Source organism: Methylobacter tundripaludum, from assembly GCF_002934365.1.
Taxonomy (GTDB): Bacteria; Pseudomonadota; Gammaproteobacteria; order Methylococcales; family Methylomonadaceae; genus Methylobacter_A; species Methylobacter_A tundripaludum_A.
Map to the genome: position 1 here is coordinate 50,679 of NZ_PTIY01000007.1, position 16,001 is coordinate 66,679.

At 48.5% G+C, this 16,001-nt stretch carries 16 protein-coding genes; 11 read left to right on the top strand and 5 right to left on the bottom strand.

Going from position 1 to position 16,001, the window contains the following annotated elements; all coding sequences use genetic code 11:
• Positions 1-8 precede the first annotated feature (8 nt).
• The 6 genes from rnpA (at position 9) to B0F88_RS09985 (ending at position 7,354) form a co-directional block, all read left to right on the top strand.
• A complete protein-coding gene (rnpA, locus tag B0F88_RS09955) occupies positions 9-377 on the top strand; it encodes a ribonuclease P protein component (RefSeq protein ID WP_104423917.1) in 369 nt (122 codons plus the stop codon).
• Positions 359-592 (top strand): membrane protein insertion efficiency factor YidD, encoded by a 234-nt coding sequence (yidD, locus tag B0F88_RS09960; RefSeq protein ID WP_081466894.1) that lies wholly within the window; start codon positions 359-361, stop codon positions 590-592. The genes rnpA and yidD overlap by 19 nt, the downstream gene beginning before the upstream one ends.
• On the top strand, positions 585-2,300 hold the full coding sequence (gene yidC, locus B0F88_RS09965; protein ID WP_104423792.1) for a membrane protein insertase YidC: 1,716 nt from the start codon (positions 585-587) through the stop codon (positions 2,298-2,300). The genes yidD and yidC overlap by 8 nt, the downstream gene beginning before the upstream one ends.
• Positions 2,301-2,311: 11 nt before the next feature.
• Entirely contained in the window at positions 2,312-3,658 is a 1,347-nt protein-coding gene (gene mnmE / locus B0F88_RS09970; protein WP_104423793.1) for a tRNA uridine-5-carboxymethylaminomethyl(34) synthesis GTPase MnmE, read from the top strand.
• Positions 3,659-4,189: 531 nt separating this feature from the next.
• Positions 4,190-6,883: an EAL domain-containing protein gene (locus B0F88_RS09980; RefSeq protein WP_104423794.1), complete on the top strand. Its 2,694-nt coding sequence runs from the start codon at positions 4,190-4,192 to the stop codon at positions 6,881-6,883.
• A gap of 21 nt (positions 6,884-6,904) precedes the next feature.
• The gene (locus B0F88_RS09985) at positions 6,905-7,354 is read left to right on the top strand and encodes a bacteriohemerythrin (protein ID WP_104423795.1); all 450 of its coding nucleotides are present in this window, start codon (positions 6,905-6,907) and stop codon (positions 7,352-7,354) included.
• Between the two features lie 149 nt (positions 7,355-7,503).
• On the opposite strand, the gene B0F88_RS09990 is transcribed toward B0F88_RS09985, so the two are convergent.
• From B0F88_RS09990 to B0F88_RS10010, 5 genes are all read right to left on the bottom strand, one after another.
• On the bottom strand, positions 7,504-7,890 hold the full coding sequence (locus B0F88_RS09990; RefSeq protein ID WP_104423796.1) for a hypothetical protein: 387 nt from the start codon (positions 7,888-7,890) through the stop codon (positions 7,504-7,506).
• A gap of 223 nt (positions 7,891-8,113) precedes the next feature.
• Positions 8,114-8,509, bottom strand: a complete 396-nt coding sequence (locus B0F88_RS09995) for a hypothetical protein (RefSeq protein ID WP_104423797.1) — start codon at positions 8,507-8,509, stop codon at positions 8,114-8,116.
• A 230-nt stretch (positions 8,510-8,739) separates the two neighbouring features.
• Positions 8,740-8,931 (bottom strand): CPXCG motif-containing cysteine-rich protein, encoded by a 192-nt coding sequence (locus tag B0F88_RS10000; RefSeq protein WP_104423798.1) that lies wholly within the window; start codon positions 8,929-8,931, stop codon positions 8,740-8,742.
• 2 nt (positions 8,932-8,933) lie between these two features.
• Positions 8,934-9,764, bottom strand: coding sequence for an SDR family oxidoreductase (locus B0F88_RS10005; protein WP_104423799.1), 831 nt, complete (start codon positions 9,762-9,764; stop codon positions 8,934-8,936).
• Complete coding sequence (locus B0F88_RS10010; protein WP_104423800.1) at positions 9,761-10,348, bottom strand: DUF4124 domain-containing protein; 588 nt, start codon at positions 10,346-10,348, stop codon at positions 9,761-9,763. Before B0F88_RS10010 ends, B0F88_RS10005 begins: the two co-directional genes overlap by 4 nt.
• Before the next feature lie 444 nt (positions 10,349-10,792).
• Here B0F88_RS10010 and B0F88_RS10015 point away from each other — a divergent pair, with 444 nt between their 5' ends.
• From B0F88_RS10015 to B0F88_RS10035, 5 genes are read left to right on the top strand one after another with little or no spacing between them, the layout of a single operon-like run.
• Complete coding sequence (locus tag B0F88_RS10015) at positions 10,793-11,785, top strand: AAA family ATPase (RefSeq protein WP_104423801.1); 993 nt, start codon at positions 10,793-10,795, stop codon at positions 11,783-11,785.
• Entirely contained in the window at positions 11,785-12,756 is a 972-nt protein-coding gene (locus tag B0F88_RS10020; protein ID WP_104423802.1) for a DUF58 domain-containing protein, read from the top strand. The genes B0F88_RS10015 and B0F88_RS10020 overlap by 1 nt, the downstream gene beginning before the upstream one ends.
• The gene (locus B0F88_RS10025; protein WP_104423803.1) at positions 12,757-13,233 is read left to right on the top strand and encodes a DUF4381 domain-containing protein; all 477 of its coding nucleotides are present in this window, start codon (positions 12,757-12,759) and stop codon (positions 13,231-13,233) included. It abuts the gene before it with no gap.
• Positions 13,230-14,210 carry a vWA domain-containing protein gene (locus B0F88_RS10030; protein WP_104423804.1) on the top strand — a complete coding sequence of 327 codons (981 nt, stop codon included), beginning with the start codon at positions 13,230-13,232 and terminating at the stop codon, positions 14,208-14,210. Before B0F88_RS10025 ends, B0F88_RS10030 begins: the two co-directional genes overlap by 4 nt.
• Positions 14,207-15,991: a vWA domain-containing protein gene (locus tag B0F88_RS10035; RefSeq protein WP_104423805.1), complete on the top strand. Its 1,785-nt coding sequence runs from the start codon at positions 14,207-14,209 to the stop codon at positions 15,989-15,991. Before B0F88_RS10030 ends, B0F88_RS10035 begins: the two co-directional genes overlap by 4 nt.
• The last annotated feature ends 10 nt before the right edge of the window (positions 15,992-16,001 follow it).

The window sequence follows — 16,001 nt, forward strand, 5'->3', positions numbered from 1 at the left end:
GACGGTTGGTGGCTGAAGAAGTTTTTAGTTTCCCCCCGCAGTTACGGTTAAAGAAACCGGCTGAATATAAAAAAGTTTTTGCTAAGCCTGTAAAATCAAGCGACCAATATTTTACCCTGTTAGCCATAAAGAATGATTTCGGTCATCCGAGGCTGGGCTTGGCAATTGCTAAAAAAAATATAAGAAAGGCAGTGCAAAGGAATGTGATTAAACGAACTGTCCGGGAAAACTTTAGAATAAAACAACATGATTTGGGGAATATTGATATTGTTGTTTTGGCTCGTAGAGAAGCCGTAGATGCTCCACCGGATTTGTTAAGAAAATCATTGGAAAGGCATTGGCTTAAGTTGGTATCCCGATGCGATTCATACTCATAGCAATTATAAAGTTTTATAAATACTTTATTAGTCCTCTGCTAGGCGATAGATGTCGTTTCTATCCAAGTTGTTCAAGTTATTCTCTGGAAGCGCTTCAGCTCCACGGGGCCATTATCGGCTCTTATCTCTCCCTCAAAAGATTATTAAAATGCCACCCGTTCCATGAAGGTGGCATTGATCCCGTTCCAGAAAAATTTGGTAATAAGAATGGATAACATAAGATTTGTACTGATCGTTACTTTTGCAATGCTTGTTTTTATGCTGCAACAAGCCTGGCAACTGGATTATGGCCCTAAACCCGAAGTTGCCGCTATTGCCGATACCGTAGCAGCCAATGCCAAAGAAGACTTACCTTCCGCCGCCGGCGTATCGGCCGAAGCAGAACCTGCAGAGCAAAGTACCGCAGCCGTGCCATTGGCGACAGTCTCATCCGCTAACGTCATTACCGTTAAAACCGACGTACTTGCACTTCAAATCGACCTGAAAGGGGGCACAATCCAAAATCTGGATTTGCTGACTTATCCGGTAGAAAAATCCAATACCGTTGTAGATAAATTAAGGACTTTAGTCGGTTTATCCGTTGCCGAAAAAGATATCTCTCCGGTACGCTTATTTGACAGCAGCCAGGAAAAATTATTTGTCGCACAAAGCGGTTTGATTGCCGACAGCGGTTTTTCGGCTGCGCCGAGCCATCACACCGTATTTAAAAACGAACAGACTAATTACGATCTGCAACCGGGACAAGACAGTTTAACCGTACCCTTAACCTGGACGGATAATAACGGCCTGACCATTACCAAATCATTTACCTTCAAACGCGGAAGCTACGAGATAACGCTGGAACAAAAAGTCAAAAACGATTCAGGCAAGGCTTGGTCCGGCAGACAATACAGTCAATTGCTTAGAGCGCCGGATACGACTAGCAATTCTGGCGGGATGCTGACTGGCGGTATGAGAGCTTATGCCGGCGGAGTTATTTATACCGAAAAAGAAAAATATCAAAAAATCAGTTATGACGACATGACGGATGAGAATCTTGACGTAGCCACCAAAGGCGGCTGGACGGCGATGATTCAGCATTATTTTGCTTCTGCGTGGATTCCACCTGCCGATCAGGAGAATCACTTTTATACCAAAGCGCTGAATGACGGCCATTACGTCATTGGAACCTATTCTGCACCGGTTACCGTTAATGCAAATTCCGATGCGCAGTTTGTCGCCAAATTATTCGCCGGTCCAAAAATCCAGCCGATGATGGAAAAGACAGCGCCGGGGCTTGAGCTTACCGTCGATTACAGTTTTTTAACCTTTATCGGCAAACCCATTTATTGGTTGTTGAACCAGATCCACGATGCGGTTGGTAACTGGGGCGTAGCCATTATCGGCGTAACGCTGTGTATCAAATTGCTGTTCTTCCCATTGTCGCAATCCAGCTACAAATCAATGGCCAAGATGCGCAAAATCCAGCCGCGCCTTAAAGAGCTGCAAGAGCGTTTTGCCGATGACAGACCGCGTTTCAATACCGAAATGATGGCGCTGTATAAAAAAGAAAAGGTCAATCCATTGGGCGGCTGCTTGCCGATCTTGGTGCAGATCCCGGTGTTTATGTGTTTGTACTGGGTATTGAGCGAAACCGTCGAGTTCCGTCAAGCGCCTTTCATGCTATGGATACAGGACTTGTCGATTCAAGATCCGTTTTATGTCTTGCCGGTCATCATGGGCATCACCATGAAAATTCAGCAAGGCTTAAACCCTGCGCCGATCGATCCGATTCAGGCTAAAGTCATGAAGATGTTCCCGATCGTCTTTACCATCTTCTTCCTGTTTTTCCCTGCCGGTCTGGTTTTATACTGGGTAGTCAACAACACCCTGTCTATCATTCAACAGTCGGTCATTACCAAGCAGATAGCCAAAACCGCATAATTTAGGCTCAAGTGGACATTGCTTACCTAGATACCATTGCAGCCATTGCGACACCGCCAGGGAACGGCGGTGTCGGCATCATCCGCATTTCAGGCGCATTGGTTCCCGAAATCGCCAAATACCTTGTTAACAAAAAATTAACTCCCCGATTAGCCCAGTATTCATCTTTTACCGATGACGACGGCTCGGTCATCGATTCCGGTATCAGCCTCTATTTCTCCGCTCCCGCCTCGTATACCGGCGAAGACATCCTTGAACTTCAGGGCCACGGCGGCTCGGTCGTATTGGACATGCTGTTGCGGCGGGTATTATCGCTGGGCGCACGCCTGGCCAATCCAGGCGAATTTACCGAACGTGCATTCCTTAACAACAAACTCGACTTGGCCCAGGCCGAAGCCGTCGCCGACCTGATTGAAAGCAGCACCGAACAATCGGTACGCTCTGCGCAAAAATCGATGCAGGGCGTTTTCTCAATACAAGTCAACGAACTGGTCGAAGAACTGACGGAACTCAGGACTTACGTCGAAGCGGCTATCGATTTTGTCGATGAAGAAATCGATTTCCTGACCGACGGCGTAGTCGAAAACCGGATAGTCAACATACTGCATCGCATCGGACAAATCCAACAAACGGCGCAACAAGGCCGCCTGCTGCGCGACGGCATGACTGTCGTATTGGCCGGCAAACCCAACGCCGGAAAATCAAGCCTCTTAAATGCGCTGGCCGGACACGAAGCCGCGATAGTCACCGACATAGCCGGAACCACGCGCGACGTGTTAAAAGAGCGCATCCAGCTGGACGGCATGCCCTTGCATATCATCGACACCGCGGGCCTGCGCGAAAGCGATAATGCGATAGAACAGGAAGGCATCCGCAGGGCGCACCAGGAAATCAAAAACGCAGATAAAATCTTGTTGCTGATTGATGCACGGGAACCGGAAGTAGACTCGCTGTTAAAAACCCTGCCGCCCGGCGGTAACATCACCAAAATCTACAACAAAATAGACTTGCTGGGCCTAGAGCCGGAAATCAAACAAACCGAACTCGGCGCCGAAATCTATTTGTCGATAAAAACCGGCGACGGCATGGAACTGTTAACACAACACCTCAAACAGAGCGTCGGTTTTAACGAGGCTACCGATGATGTGTTCATAGCCAGAAGGCGGCATATCGAAGCCTTGAACAAAGGCCATCAGTTTGTTGACAGCGCCTTAAACCAGTTAAGAGGCAGCCAGGCCGGAGAGCTGGTCGCCGAAGATTTAAGACAGGCGCAAATGAGTCTTGCGGAAATTACCGGAAAATTCACCTCGGACGATTTGCTGGGGAAAATATTTTCCAGTTTTTGCATTGGCAAGTGATAGTTTGGCTTGAATTCTAAAGCCTGACGACAGCACACACATAAAGACATCGCTATTACGCTACGGATACGCCTTGCTGCGTTTTGTCGCATAACATACGCATATTCTAACTACCCTGCTATTGCCACAGGACAAATAATGACCATCACCCTTGCCGAACTACTCAGAGATTCAGCATACAATTAATTTTGCACAAATCCAAGCTCTGGAAACCAGTATAGTCGTTAAAAAACGCGAGGTAAAACCACGCCTTACGTTACTTGCTGAGTGCGCAATAAAGAAATCAAACTCACGCCAGAAGAAGCCGTGCGTCAGCTGTATTTAATGGTGCTAATTCAAAACCTCAATAACGGGTGGATCAATTCCACCCTTTTAAAACAGGCAAGCATAAACGCCGTTAGACAAATTGTATTGTTATGTTATGCTGACGCAGTATCAGTAAATGATTACAAGTTGTTAGCTACCTGAAGGATGTAATGAGCCGGTTTCCACTCCAAAAAATAAATTTACTTTTGATGGGTAAGAATTGACGTGATATCCATTAAAAACCCACAGTCCGTCAGGCATCTGATTTTAGCGTTAATCAGCTCCATTTTTGTCGGCGAAACACTGGTCATGTTGTTTATTGAACTGTTGCCGCCTCTTTCGCAAAGGCGCGAAGTGCTGCTCGATGCGGCGCTGCTTTCGGTTTTGACCTTTCCCGCCGTCTATTTTCTGGCGTTTCGTCCACTTAAAATTCAATTAATCAAACAGGAACAAGCGGAAACAGCTCAGCAGGAAATACTGGATCGGCTCCGGAAAATCGCTGCTCAGGTACCCGGCATTGTTTACCAGTTTCAATTGCGCCCGGACGGCAGTTGTGGCATGCCGTATGCCAATGAAAGTCTGCTGAAGATTTACCGGGTCAAGCCGGAGGATGTTCGTGAAGACGCATCCTATATATTTACTGTTGTACATCCTGACGATTCAGAGAATCATCTGGCCTCCATTAAAGCCTCTGCAGAAAACTTAACACCTTGGGTTCAGGAGTACCGGTTGAAATTCGGCGATGAGCCGGACTGTTGGCTGCTCGGGAATGCGCTACCGCAAAGGCTTGCCGACGGCTCGACGCTCTGGCATGGTTTTATTACCGATATTACCGAACGGAAACAGGCAGAAAATGCACTCCAAATCGCCGCTATCGCCTTCGAGTCCCAGGAAGGCATGGTCATCACCGACATCGACAATGTCATTATCAAAGTCAATCAGGCTTTTGTCAGGCTCACCGGTTATTCAAGCGAGGAATTGATTAATCGTAAGATGAATATTTTAAAATCCGGTCGCCACGATGCGAAATTTTACGCCGACATGTGGGACAGCATTAGGCGTACCGGTACATGGCAGGGCGAAATCTGGAACCGGTTTAAAAATGGGGAGCTGCATCCTGAATTCGTCACTATTACTGCGGTGAAAAATAATAACGGCGAGGTTATTAATTACGTTGCGACCTATACCGATATTACCGAGCGCAAGGTTATAGAGGAGAAACTCAATAACCTCGCTTTCTACGACCCGCTTACTCATTTACCTAACCGGGTTTTATTGGCTGATAGGATGAATCAGACTTTAGCTCGCCGTCATCGGGAAATTGTCGCCGTCTGTATGCTTGATCTGGATGGTTTCAAACAAGTCAACGATACGCTCGGCCATGCATCGGGCGACCAGCTGTTATGCGACGTGGCCCAGCGTTTACAAGAGTGCATACGGCGCGAAGACACCGCCGCCCGCTTCGGCGGCGATGAGTTTGCTCTGCTGTTGGGCGGCTTTACAGCAGTCGGGGAATGCGAACAGACGCTGGAGCGAATCATCGCTTCCATAGCGGCTCCGTACCGGATATTCGGGCAGACGGCGCATGTTTCGGCCAGTATCGGCGTCACCCTGTTCCCGGAAGACAGCGGCGACCCGGATTTATTGCTGCGCCATGCGGATCAAGCCATGTACGAGGTCAAGCAATCGAATAAAAACGGCTATAAGTTGTTTAACTCGGTATACGCAAAGCGTATGCAAACGACTCAGGCGTTTTTCAAGAAAATCGGCGAAGCATTGGATAAAGGGCAGTTTGAACTGTATTATCAACCCAAGGTTGATTGCCGCCAAGGCAAGGTGGTCGGAGCCGAGGCGATGGTGCGCTGGAACCACCCGATTCTCGGCATATTGTCGCCGTCCGAATTTATCCCCGTGATCGAAAACAGCGGACTGATTATCGCCCTGGGCGAATGGACCATACAGGAAGCCTTGCGGCAACTGAATGAATGGGCCGGGGCAGGGTTTAATATTCATATTAGCGTCAATATCTCTTCCCGCCAACTGCACAACCAGGAATTCTTGCAGCGTTTGCAAGAATTGTTTGCCCGATATGATGTTGAAATTATCCGGCGCCTGGAAATAGAAATTGTCGAAACGGCGGCATTGGAAGATATGCGTGTCAGCAGCGAAGCTATCCGAAAATGCCGCGATATGGGAGTGAGCGTTACGCTGGACGATTTCGGCACCGGGTTTTCATCGTTGACGCACTTGAAGCATCTTGCCGCCGATGCGTTGAAAATCGACATGAGCTTTGTTTCCGGCATGCTTATAAATCCGGGAGACAGGGCGATTGTAGAAGGTGTCATCGGTTTGGCTGCTTCCTTCCGGCTGCAAGTCATTGCCCAAGGCGTTGAGTTCATCGATCAGATATTGATGTTAATGGCGCTGGGATGCGACGTTATGCAAGGCTACGGAATCGCCCGGCCGATGCCCGGAAAAAAAATGGCGATATGGCTGGAGAAATTTAAGCCGGATCCGCTATGGAGTTTATCCTCCACCCATTTAACTTCGCGGGGTTATTTCGAGTTGTTGAAGGCGGAAGCCAATCACCGCTACTGGATTGACCGGATTATCGCCAATCTTGACGAACCGAATGACCAGACTACGCCGGAATCCCTGCTCGATCACCGGCAATGCCGTTTTGGCCAATGGTATTACGACGAAGGCCGGCGCCGTTTTTGTAATATAAGCGAGTTTGATACGCTCGACGAAATACATCAAAGCATCCACCAAGCCGCCGCTCGCCTGTACGAACATCACAAGGCCGGTATGACGGTTAAAGCAGACGCCGATAAGGCCCAATTGCTGGCGCTACAGCAGAATATGAACAGTCTCCTGCACCGCTTGCGGGTTATACTCGCCGACCGATTACTCACATAGCAATACTCATAGAGAACACATATGGCCGATTATGATCTTATCGTATGGAACGACGGGCTTGTCACCGGAATTGATAAAATTGACGAGCAACATCAAATCCTTATTAATCTTTTTAATGAGGCCAATACCAAGCTGACTGCAAATAATAATGCCGATTTTTTGGAGCAAATCACGCGTGATTTGCTCAGCTACGCCCTGTATCATTTTGAAACCGAAGAGGAATTAATGCAGAAATACGGCTACAGCGAGGAAAAAACCGGGGATATTGAGAGGCACATCCTGCAGCACCGCAGTTTTTCGGCTAAGGTGGTCGCCGTACATAATGATATTAAAGCCGGGATTCTGATTTCGCGCGAAGATTTACTTGCTTTCCTCAACAGCTGGTTAATCAATCATATCCTGAACACCGACAAGCAGCTGGCTGCGTTTTTGTTGGCATCGGAAAAATATCGTTCTGAAAACCCAACCTAATAACCGGATCGACGTGGGATTTTAAAATAGCTTTTTGAATTCCGGCATAGCCATACAATTGGGCTATCCGGGGGGTTACAGGGAAAGCGGAAAGGGTCTTAACACCATATCAGGAAACCGGATGGCATCCTGATATGGCCAGGTGAAGATTAGATTAAGCTTTTCAAAGCTTCAAACTTTTTGGCTGCATCTTTTAATGCTTCTTCGGCTTCTTTTACCTTGGCTTCTTGAGCAAGTTTTCTGGCTGATTTCAGAACGTTATTGGCTTTTGAACGAGCTATATCAACTTTATCGTTAGCATTGATTTCTTTACTTGCATCGGATGCTTCTTTGATCAGATCGGCCAGTGCATCGCCTTCTGTGCCGTTAGCTATAGCGTCAAGGGCTGCCTTAATTTTTCCGGTTACCAAATCAATTGCATCAGCAGGAGCATATGTGATTCTGCCTTTATCTGTTTCAGCCAATACTGAAGTTGAAACAGCGCCCATAGAAGCTGCAATTAATAAAGACAGTAAGATTTTTTTTAAAATTTTCATATTGCACTCGACCTCAAGTCATTGTTATTTTTTGATTAAATTGGCTGTGTAACTATTAATGACAATAGCCCTACACCGGGAAAGATTTTAACACAGTTCGAAACTTATCAACCAGCTGTGGAGTGGTGAAAAGAGTGATTTTTAGCGAGTTTTATTTTGGAATTTAAAAAATCAGATTCAATCGCGGCGCTAAAATGATTGAATCTGACTTAACGGCAGTTTGTTACTTATGTCCTGCGTCGTAAGTTACTTTCATTTCTTTGAATTGAGCTAAAGAAGCTTTTAATGTTTCTTCCGCTTCTTTGGTATTGCCCGCTTCAAAAGCTTCACGAGCCACTCTCAATTTATCGTTAGCTCTTTGACGAAGACGTTCGGTCAGTTCATAACGGAATTCTTTTTGCAGCTGGCGAGCTTCGGCAATGGCGGTCAGAGTGTCTTCTTTGCTGCCGTTTTTTTCGATTAAGCTGATTGCTTCTTCGATTTTAGCGATCGTGCCTTCAGCCGCTTCTCTAACTACCGCATTCGGATCTTTCTTTTCAGCAGCAAAAGCAGTCGATGAAATTGCAGCCACAGACATCGCCATAGCAAGTGAAATTACGATTTTTTTAAGTATTTTCATTGATTATATAACCTGAATATTGTTGATATTTTGTGTCAGCATAACGATTAAAATGAGAGTTTATGCAAGAAAGCAAGAATTCAACATAATGAAAGGCTAATGCCGCAAGGCATTCTAGCATAGAAAAATTAATTGTTCCTTTTTAAAAGCAATAAAAACCCTTTTTAAATAAAGGGTTATCAAGGCTTACAAAAGCATCTGTTCTGCCATTCAGGTGAAAATAGGCGGAATTATTCATCATCCCTTTTGATCTCTATCAACATTTCTCCCGCCTGATCTTCAGATACGATAAATAAAATCGGCGCGCAGCAAACCGAACAGTCCTCGTAATATTGCTGCGGCCCGGAACTCGTATCTACCAACACATCTACGGATTCGCCGCAATAAGGGCAGGAGATCGTAATTTCATCAAGATCGTGCATTGTTAAACCCTTCTCACTAAGGCGTCCAACCAGGACATCGGCAGAATGCGTTTAAGAAAAGCAAACAAATAGGTCGGAAAAGTGACGTAATAACGCATCTTTGGCCGTTTGGCTTCCAGCGCATGGATAACTTTTTCGGTCACGGCGGAAGCCGGTAAGGTAAAAGGAGCTGCCGGGCCTTCCTTTTGCAAACGCGCTTCCATCGCTTTATAGGTTTCTTTATGGTAGCTGTGCGCCGGGTTTATATTTTTCTTGTACAGGGCAAAAGCGTTTTTCCTGAAGTCGCTCATAATCGGCCCCGGTTCAATCAGCGAAATATGGATGCCGGCGCCGTAAAGCTCCAGGCGCAAGGTATCGGCCAAGCCTTCCAGCGCAAATTTGCTGGCGTTATAAGCGCCCCGGTAAGTCATCGCGACGAGGCCTAATACAGAACTATTGTAGATAATCCGGCCATGCCCCTGTTCGCGCATCAACGGTATCACCAGGTTGGTCAGTTCATGAGTGCCGAACAGATTGGTTTCGAATTGAAATCGGAGCACATCGCGGCTTAAGTCTTCAACGGCGCCCGGTTGACCGAAAGCGCCGTTGTTAAACAACGCGTCGATTTTTCCGCCGCTTAGTTCAACCGCCAAGCCGACCGCATGTTGAATGCTGTTGCTGTCGGCCAAGTCCAGCTGTATTGCGGTAAAACCTTCCTGTTGCAGCCGGGTCACATCTTCCGGTTTTCTGGCCGTAGCAATAACCTTATGTCCGCGTTTTTTTAATTCAACCGCAGTGGTGTGGCCGATGCCGGTAGAGCAGCCGGTGATTAATATTGTTTTCGATGAGTTCATTTAGGCGCTGACTGGGTTAATTCCTGCTCGGTAAAATGAAAGTTTTTTCCGCTGCTGCAATCGACTGAAAAAACCAATGCCTTTTTGCTGCTTGTTCCATGCAATTCGGATCCTTCAACACGATTGCACAGCCCTGAAGCCAACGCTTTTTCCGCCGCTTGTCTTCTTAAGCGTTCAATATCGGGAAGCCTGGCCTGGTAATTTTTGACCGGCTCGGGTAATTCGTCGAAATCATAAGGCGGAATAGAGAAAGCCGAGAATTTCTCGGGATTATTTTTAATGAGAAACCGGTTTTTTGCGCTTTCGCTCATCGCATCCTGTTTAAGCTGGTTCTGTTTTTTCAGCAATTGTTCTTGCTCCAGTTTTTCATCCTGCTGCTTTTGTTCTAAAACCTGTTTTTCCCGATCCGGTTCGTCGGGAGAATTAGCACTGCCTGTTTTGACATTAATTTCTACAGTCTTATGTTGCTGATCGCAGGATTTTGCTTGGTAATTTGTCTTGCCGGCAGCATCCGTGCATTTGTAAATCCCTGCAAAAGCACAGACGGAAAACAGGCTTCCTAAAATAAACAATGTAAATCGCATGTTTTTCCTCGGTTGTTCTATCGATCGAAAGAGTATAAGAGATAAAGGCTATCGGGTAGATTTTTTGTGCAAGGTAATAACAATAAATTAAAAAATTTAACATCAACTATTATTATTAGCTAAGTGAAATCTTGTTGATAAGTCTTTTTCTATATTTAAAATCAACATGTTATTAGTGACGGTAAAATGCTGTTAAGGTTATCTGCATCCTGTGTGCAGATTGTGGATAACTACGCCGTTAATGTTATTCACAGGTTCATCCACAACTTATTAAGAATTTCTTAACAGAGTTGCTCTATGTTGCCCCAAGCCGGAACTGTATAAAATAAGCGCTTTTTCATTGAAAAATGATATTCAGGCAATATATCAAACCCGCTTGGTCCTTAATGTGTAAGGCTTTCGTACCGTGGATTTAAAAATAAACAACATCATGTCAGAACAACTATGTTAGAAAACAACGGCAATACAAACACCGTCCAACCGGCATTGATACGGTTGAAAAACTATATTAACCAGGAGATCATCGGCCAGGATGTGCTGGTTGAACGGATGCTGATCGGATTGTTGGCTGACGGCCATATCCTGGTTGAAGGCGCTCCGGGACTTGCGAAGACCAGGGCTATCAGCGTGTTAAGCAAAGGTATACAAGGCGACTTTCACCGGGTGCAGTTCACCCCCGATTTATTGCCGGCCGATTTAACCGGCACTGAAATTTACCGCCCGCAGCAAGGCACTTTTGAATTCCAGAAAGGGCCTTTGTTTCATAACCTGATCCTGGCCGATGAAATCAACCGGTCGCCGGCGAAAGTGCAGGCGGCGCTGCTGGAAGCGATGGCCGAGCGCCAAATAACCGTAGGCCAGGCGACTTATCCCCTGCCGAAATTGTTTATGGTGATGGCGACGCAAAATCCTATCGAGCAGGAAGGCACTTATCCGTTGCCGGAAGCGCAGCTGGATCGTTTTTTGCTGCATATAAAAATCGATTATCCGAAAGCGGAACACGAAAAAAATATTTTGCATTTGGCCAGAACGGAAGCGCGTTCGGGCTCGGTAAAAAACAGCGGCCAGTTCGAGCCGATCGGGCAACAGACCTTGTTTGACGCACGCAATGAAGTGCTGGATCTGCACATGGCGGAAAGCCTTGAAAACTATTTGCTGCAAATTATTCTGGCGACCCGCAATCCCGAAGCTTACGGGCAGGATTTGGCAATGTGGCTGCAATATGGCGCAAGCCCCAGAGCCAGCATCGCGCTGGACCGCTGTTCCAGGGCCAAAGCCTGGCTGGCGCAACGCGACTTCGTGACCCCGGAAGATATTCAGGACATGGCCTTTGACGTGTTGAGGCATCGCTTGATCCTGTCTTACGAAGCCGAGGCGGAGGGCATCACTACAGATCATTTTATTAAAGAACTTATCGCCAGAGTCGCCGTACCTTGATGATTTTTGCTAAACAAGCTGGCCCGGCCAACGAATTGATTTCAGTGTCGTTAAAAACACTGGTCGATTTGGCGAGACCTGCGGCAGGCATAAAACTGAAACATTCGGCCATACGTTCCGGGCAAAGCGGCGGTTATGTGTCCCGGTTCAAGGGGCGCGGCATGGAGTTTGAAGAGGCCCGTGTTTATCAGCCCGGCGACGACATACGCAGCATTGATTGGCGGGTTACCGCGCGTACCGGCGAACCCCATACCAAAATGTTTCGCGAAGAACGGGAAAGGCCGGTGTTTATTTCCGTCGACGACCGTCCGGCGATGCACTTTGCCACGCGCGGCGTGTTTAAATCGGTGCTGGCCGCCAAACTTGCCGGTTTGCTGGCCTGGGCCGCCCAGCATCACGGCGACAGAATTGGCGGGCAGATATTTACCGGCAATGTATGCCGTGAATTAAAGCCGCAAAACGGCAAACATGCGGTATTGCGGTTTTTAAATGCAATCAGCAGCAATCGCTTGGATCAAGTACAAGCGGAGACTAACGCCGCTTCCGCCATTACTTTGGAACAGGTGCTGGCAAGGCTTATCCAGCATGCGCGTCCCGGCAGTCTGGTTTATATCATCAGCGATTTTCGCGGCATCAACGATCAGGCCGAAACCCATCTGGCAAAGCTGTCGCGGCATTGCGAGGTAGTGTTGATTTTTGTTTACGATCCGCTGGAGAGCCATTTGCCGGAAAAAGGCCGTTATCGTTTTATCGCCATGGATGGCGTGTATGCCGCAAGCCTGTCAGGAACAGGCGCGGCGACCGGCGACGAGCGGGATGTGGTTGTCGATACCCGCGATAGGCAGCGGTTATTGAATTATCAGCAACATTTTACCCGGCGGCTGCATCAGCTGGAGCAGACAGCAAAAAAATTGGGCCTGGCGTTTATTCAATGCAGCACCACAGACGATCCGATACAACGTTTAAGATAAATGAACCCAACTCTCCTTAATTTGAAAGACATCCACGAACCCGAAGCCATAGGCTGGTGGCCTCCGGCTATCGGCTGGTGGATCTTGGCGGTGTCGATTCCGTTGCTGGTTATCTGCCTGATCTGGCTTTATAAAAAATTTACCCGCAAAACCGCGCTTAAAACCGCCGGCAAAATATTGTTGGAGATCAAACAGGATTCAGCCCGCGATAACTTGCAGAAATTATGCGATCTTTCCGTGCTGGTCAGGCGGGTAGCGATCAGCATGTCGCCACGGGCAAAGGCCGCCGGATTAACCGGGCGGCAATGGCTGGCGTTTCTCGACAGTTCGGTCAAAGGCACGCCGTTCAGCGAAGGCATCGGCCAATTGCTGGCCGATGCGCCCTATCGAAAAACGCCGCCCACGGAACTGGAAATTTCCCAATTAACCGACTTATGCGAAAGCTGGCTTAAATCCCAGGCTAAATTAAAATCATGATTCACTTTGAATGGCCCTGGCTGTTGGCCGCTTTACCTTTGCCTTTGCTGATCCGCTGGCTGGTTTCAGCCGATATGCCTGCGGAACAGGCGGCGTTGAAAGTCCCGTTTTTGGATGATTTTTCCGATGTCGAAACCATGGCGGTTTCCCAAACCCGGCGCTGGCCGTTATGGCTGGCGGCTGTTGCCTGGTTGCTGTTGGTTGTCGCCTGCGCCAGGCCGCAATGGCTGGGCGAGCCGATTGAGCAGGCGGTCAGCGGCCGGGATTTAATGCTGGCGGTGGATTTGTCCGGCAGCATGGAAGAACAGGATTTTGTTATCAACAAACGGTCTGTAGACCGGCTGGCGGCGGCTAAAATGGTTGCCGGCGATTTTATCAACCGGCGCGTCGGAGACAGGGTGGGTTTGATCCTGTTCGGCACCCAGGCCTATTTGCAAACCCCGTTAACCTTCGACCGGAAAACGGTGATGACCTTATTGAATGAGGCGGTTCTCGGCCTTGCCGGTGAAAATACCGCGATAGGCGACGCCATCGGCCTGGCGGTCAAGCGGCTTAAAAATGAGCAAGCCAACAGCCGGGTGTTGGTGTTGATGACCGACGGCGCCAATACCGCCGGTGAAGTTTCGCCGTTAAAGGCCGCGGAATTGGCTGCTGCCGGCCATTTAAAAATTTACACGATCGGCATCGGCGCGGATGAAATGATCGTGCGCAGTTTTTTCGGCAGCCGCAAAATAAACCCGTCCGTCGATTTGGATGAAAAAACCCTGATCAAAATCGCCGAGAGCACCGGCGGTCAATATTACCGGGCCAGAAATACCGATGAGTTGAATAATATCTACATGCGGCTGGACGAACTGGAACCGGTTGAAAAAGACAAACAATATTTCAGGCCGCGCAGCGAACTGTATTACTGGCCGTTGTCGCTGGCATTGGCTCTGGCCGCAGTTATCGCTTTGTCCAAGGTGCGCTTGTCATGAACATAGCCGACTTTCATTTTATCAGGCCGTACTGGTTGCTGGCGTTGATACCGCAGCTTCTGATACTGGCTTTAATGCTCAGGAACAAGCTGAGTCAAGGCAACTGGTCGACGGTATGCGATGAAGCGCTGTTGCCGTACCTGTTGCAGGAAAAAGCGGTCAACCGGAGCCGTTGGCCGCTAACGGCCGGAGCCGTTGCCGCCCTGCTGATGATTATCGCGCTGGCCGGGCCAACCTGGGAACGGCTGCCTTCGCCGGTGTTCAGGAACGATTCGGCCCTGGTGATTGCGCTGGATTTGTCCCGGTCGATGGACGCCGGCGATATTAAACCCAGCCGCTTGGTTATGGCCCGTTACAAAATCGCCGATATTCTAAAGCAGCGCAAAGACGGCCAGACCGCATTGCTGGTTTATGCCGGCGACGCGTTCACCGTAACGCCGTTGACCGACGATACCGAGACCATAGACAGCCAGTTGTCGGCATTAAACACCGATATTATGCCCAGCCAGGGCAGCAATACGGTCTTGGCGTTGGAAAAAGCCGCCGAACTGTTCAGGCAGGCAGGCCTGCAAAAAGGCCAAATCCTGTTGATCACCGACGGCGTCGAGGCCGACAAAACCCTGACCGCAGTAAAATCACTGGACAAGTATTCGCTATCGATACTGGGCGTAGGAACGGATGACGGCGCACCGATAGCGCTGCCGGAGGGCGGGTTTCTGAAAGACGGGCGGGGCGATATTGTGGTGCCGAAATTAAACTCCGGCGAGCTTAAAAAACTGGCGCAGGCGGGCAATGGCGTTTATCAAACCATAACGACAAATGACGCGGATATTAAAACCCTGTTGGCAACCCTGGATAAACCGGTAAAGCAGCAGGACAAGGCAAACGAAAACTTGTTATTGGATCAATGGGCGGACAAAGGCCCCTGGCTGTTATTGCCGGTTTTGCCGTTGGCCGCTTTGACGTTCAGGAAGGGATTGCTGTGTTTCGCTTTATTGCTGATCCTGCCGCTGCCCAAAAACAGTTACGCCGTTGACTGGAAGGATTTATGGCGGACCAAAGATCAACAGGCGCAACAGGCTTATAAAAATCAGGATTATGCCAAGGCGGCGGAACAGTTTGAAAACCCGGATTGGAAAGCGGCGGCGCATTACAAGGCGGGTCAGTATGACAAGGCGTTGGAGAACCTGAAAAGCAGCAAGTCCGAAAGCAGCGCCTATAACCAGGGCAATGCGCTGGCGAAAGCCGGTCAGTTGGAACAGGCGATAAAAGCCTACGACAAAGCCTTGGCTGTTAATCCTGCCGACGCCGACGCCAAACACAACAAAGAGGTCGTAGAAAAGGCACTGGAAAAACAAAAGCAGGAGCAAAAACAGCAGGATCAGCCAAAAGACGACAAGCAACAGTCCAAAGGCGATTCCGAGCAAAACAAGGATGGCGAACAATCGGAAAAATCCGATGACCAGAAGCCCGAGCAAAAACCGGAACAGAAGCAATCGGACAAGCAACAATCGGAAGAAAATCAGCAGCAAGATAAAGCCGAGCAGAAAAAACCGGAAGACGAAAAACCCCAGCAAGCCGAGCAGCGCAAAGACGAAGCCGAGGAGCAGGCCAAACAGCAAGAGCGTGTCGAGGCCCAGTCCTCGAAAGAACAACAGCAGGCTAATGAGCAATGGCTGAAAAGGATCCCCGACGATCCGGCCGGTTTGTTAAAACGTAAATTCAAATATCAATACGGGCAGCGCGGCCGCCAATCGAGCGGCGATGCAGGCGGCTGGTAGGCCCGGTTTT

Bases quoted from the DNA above. Each gene is read 5' to 3' on its own strand.
- yidD (WP_081466894.1), top strand. From the start codon at position 359: ATGCGATTCATACTCATAGCAATTATAAAGTTTTATAAATACTTTATT.
- yidC (WP_104423792.1), top strand. From the start codon at position 585: ATGGATAACATAAGATTTGTACTGATCGTTACTTTTGCAATGCTTGTT.
- B0F88_RS09985 (WP_104423795.1), top strand. From the start codon at position 6,905: ATGGCCGATTATGATCTTATCGTATGGAACGACGGGCTTGTCACCGGA.
- B0F88_RS09990 (WP_104423796.1), bottom strand. From the start codon at position 7,890: ATGAAAATTTTAAAAAAAATCTTACTGTCTTTATTAATTGCAGCTTCT.
- B0F88_RS09995 (WP_104423797.1), bottom strand. From the start codon at position 8,509: ATGAAAATACTTAAAAAAATCGTAATTTCACTTGCTATGGCGATGTCT.
- B0F88_RS10000 (WP_104423798.1), bottom strand. From the start codon at position 8,931: ATGCACGATCTTGATGAAATTACGATCTCCTGCCCTTATTGCGGCGAA.
- B0F88_RS10005 (WP_104423799.1), bottom strand. From the start codon at position 9,764: ATGAACTCATCGAAAACAATATTAATCACCGGCTGCTCTACCGGCATC.
- B0F88_RS10010 (WP_104423800.1), bottom strand. From the start codon at position 10,348: ATGCGATTTACATTGTTTATTTTAGGAAGCCTGTTTTCCGTCTGTGCT.
- B0F88_RS10015 (WP_104423801.1), top strand. From the start codon at position 10,793: ATGTTAGAAAACAACGGCAATACAAACACCGTCCAACCGGCATTGATA.
- B0F88_RS10020 (WP_104423802.1), top strand. From the start codon at position 11,785: ATGATTTTTGCTAAACAAGCTGGCCCGGCCAACGAATTGATTTCAGTG.
- B0F88_RS10025 (WP_104423803.1), top strand. From the start codon at position 12,757: ATGAACCCAACTCTCCTTAATTTGAAAGACATCCACGAACCCGAAGCC.
- B0F88_RS10030 (WP_104423804.1), top strand. From the start codon at position 13,230: ATGATTCACTTTGAATGGCCCTGGCTGTTGGCCGCTTTACCTTTGCCT.
- B0F88_RS10035 (WP_104423805.1), top strand. From the start codon at position 14,207: ATGAACATAGCCGACTTTCATTTTATCAGGCCGTACTGGTTGCTGGCG.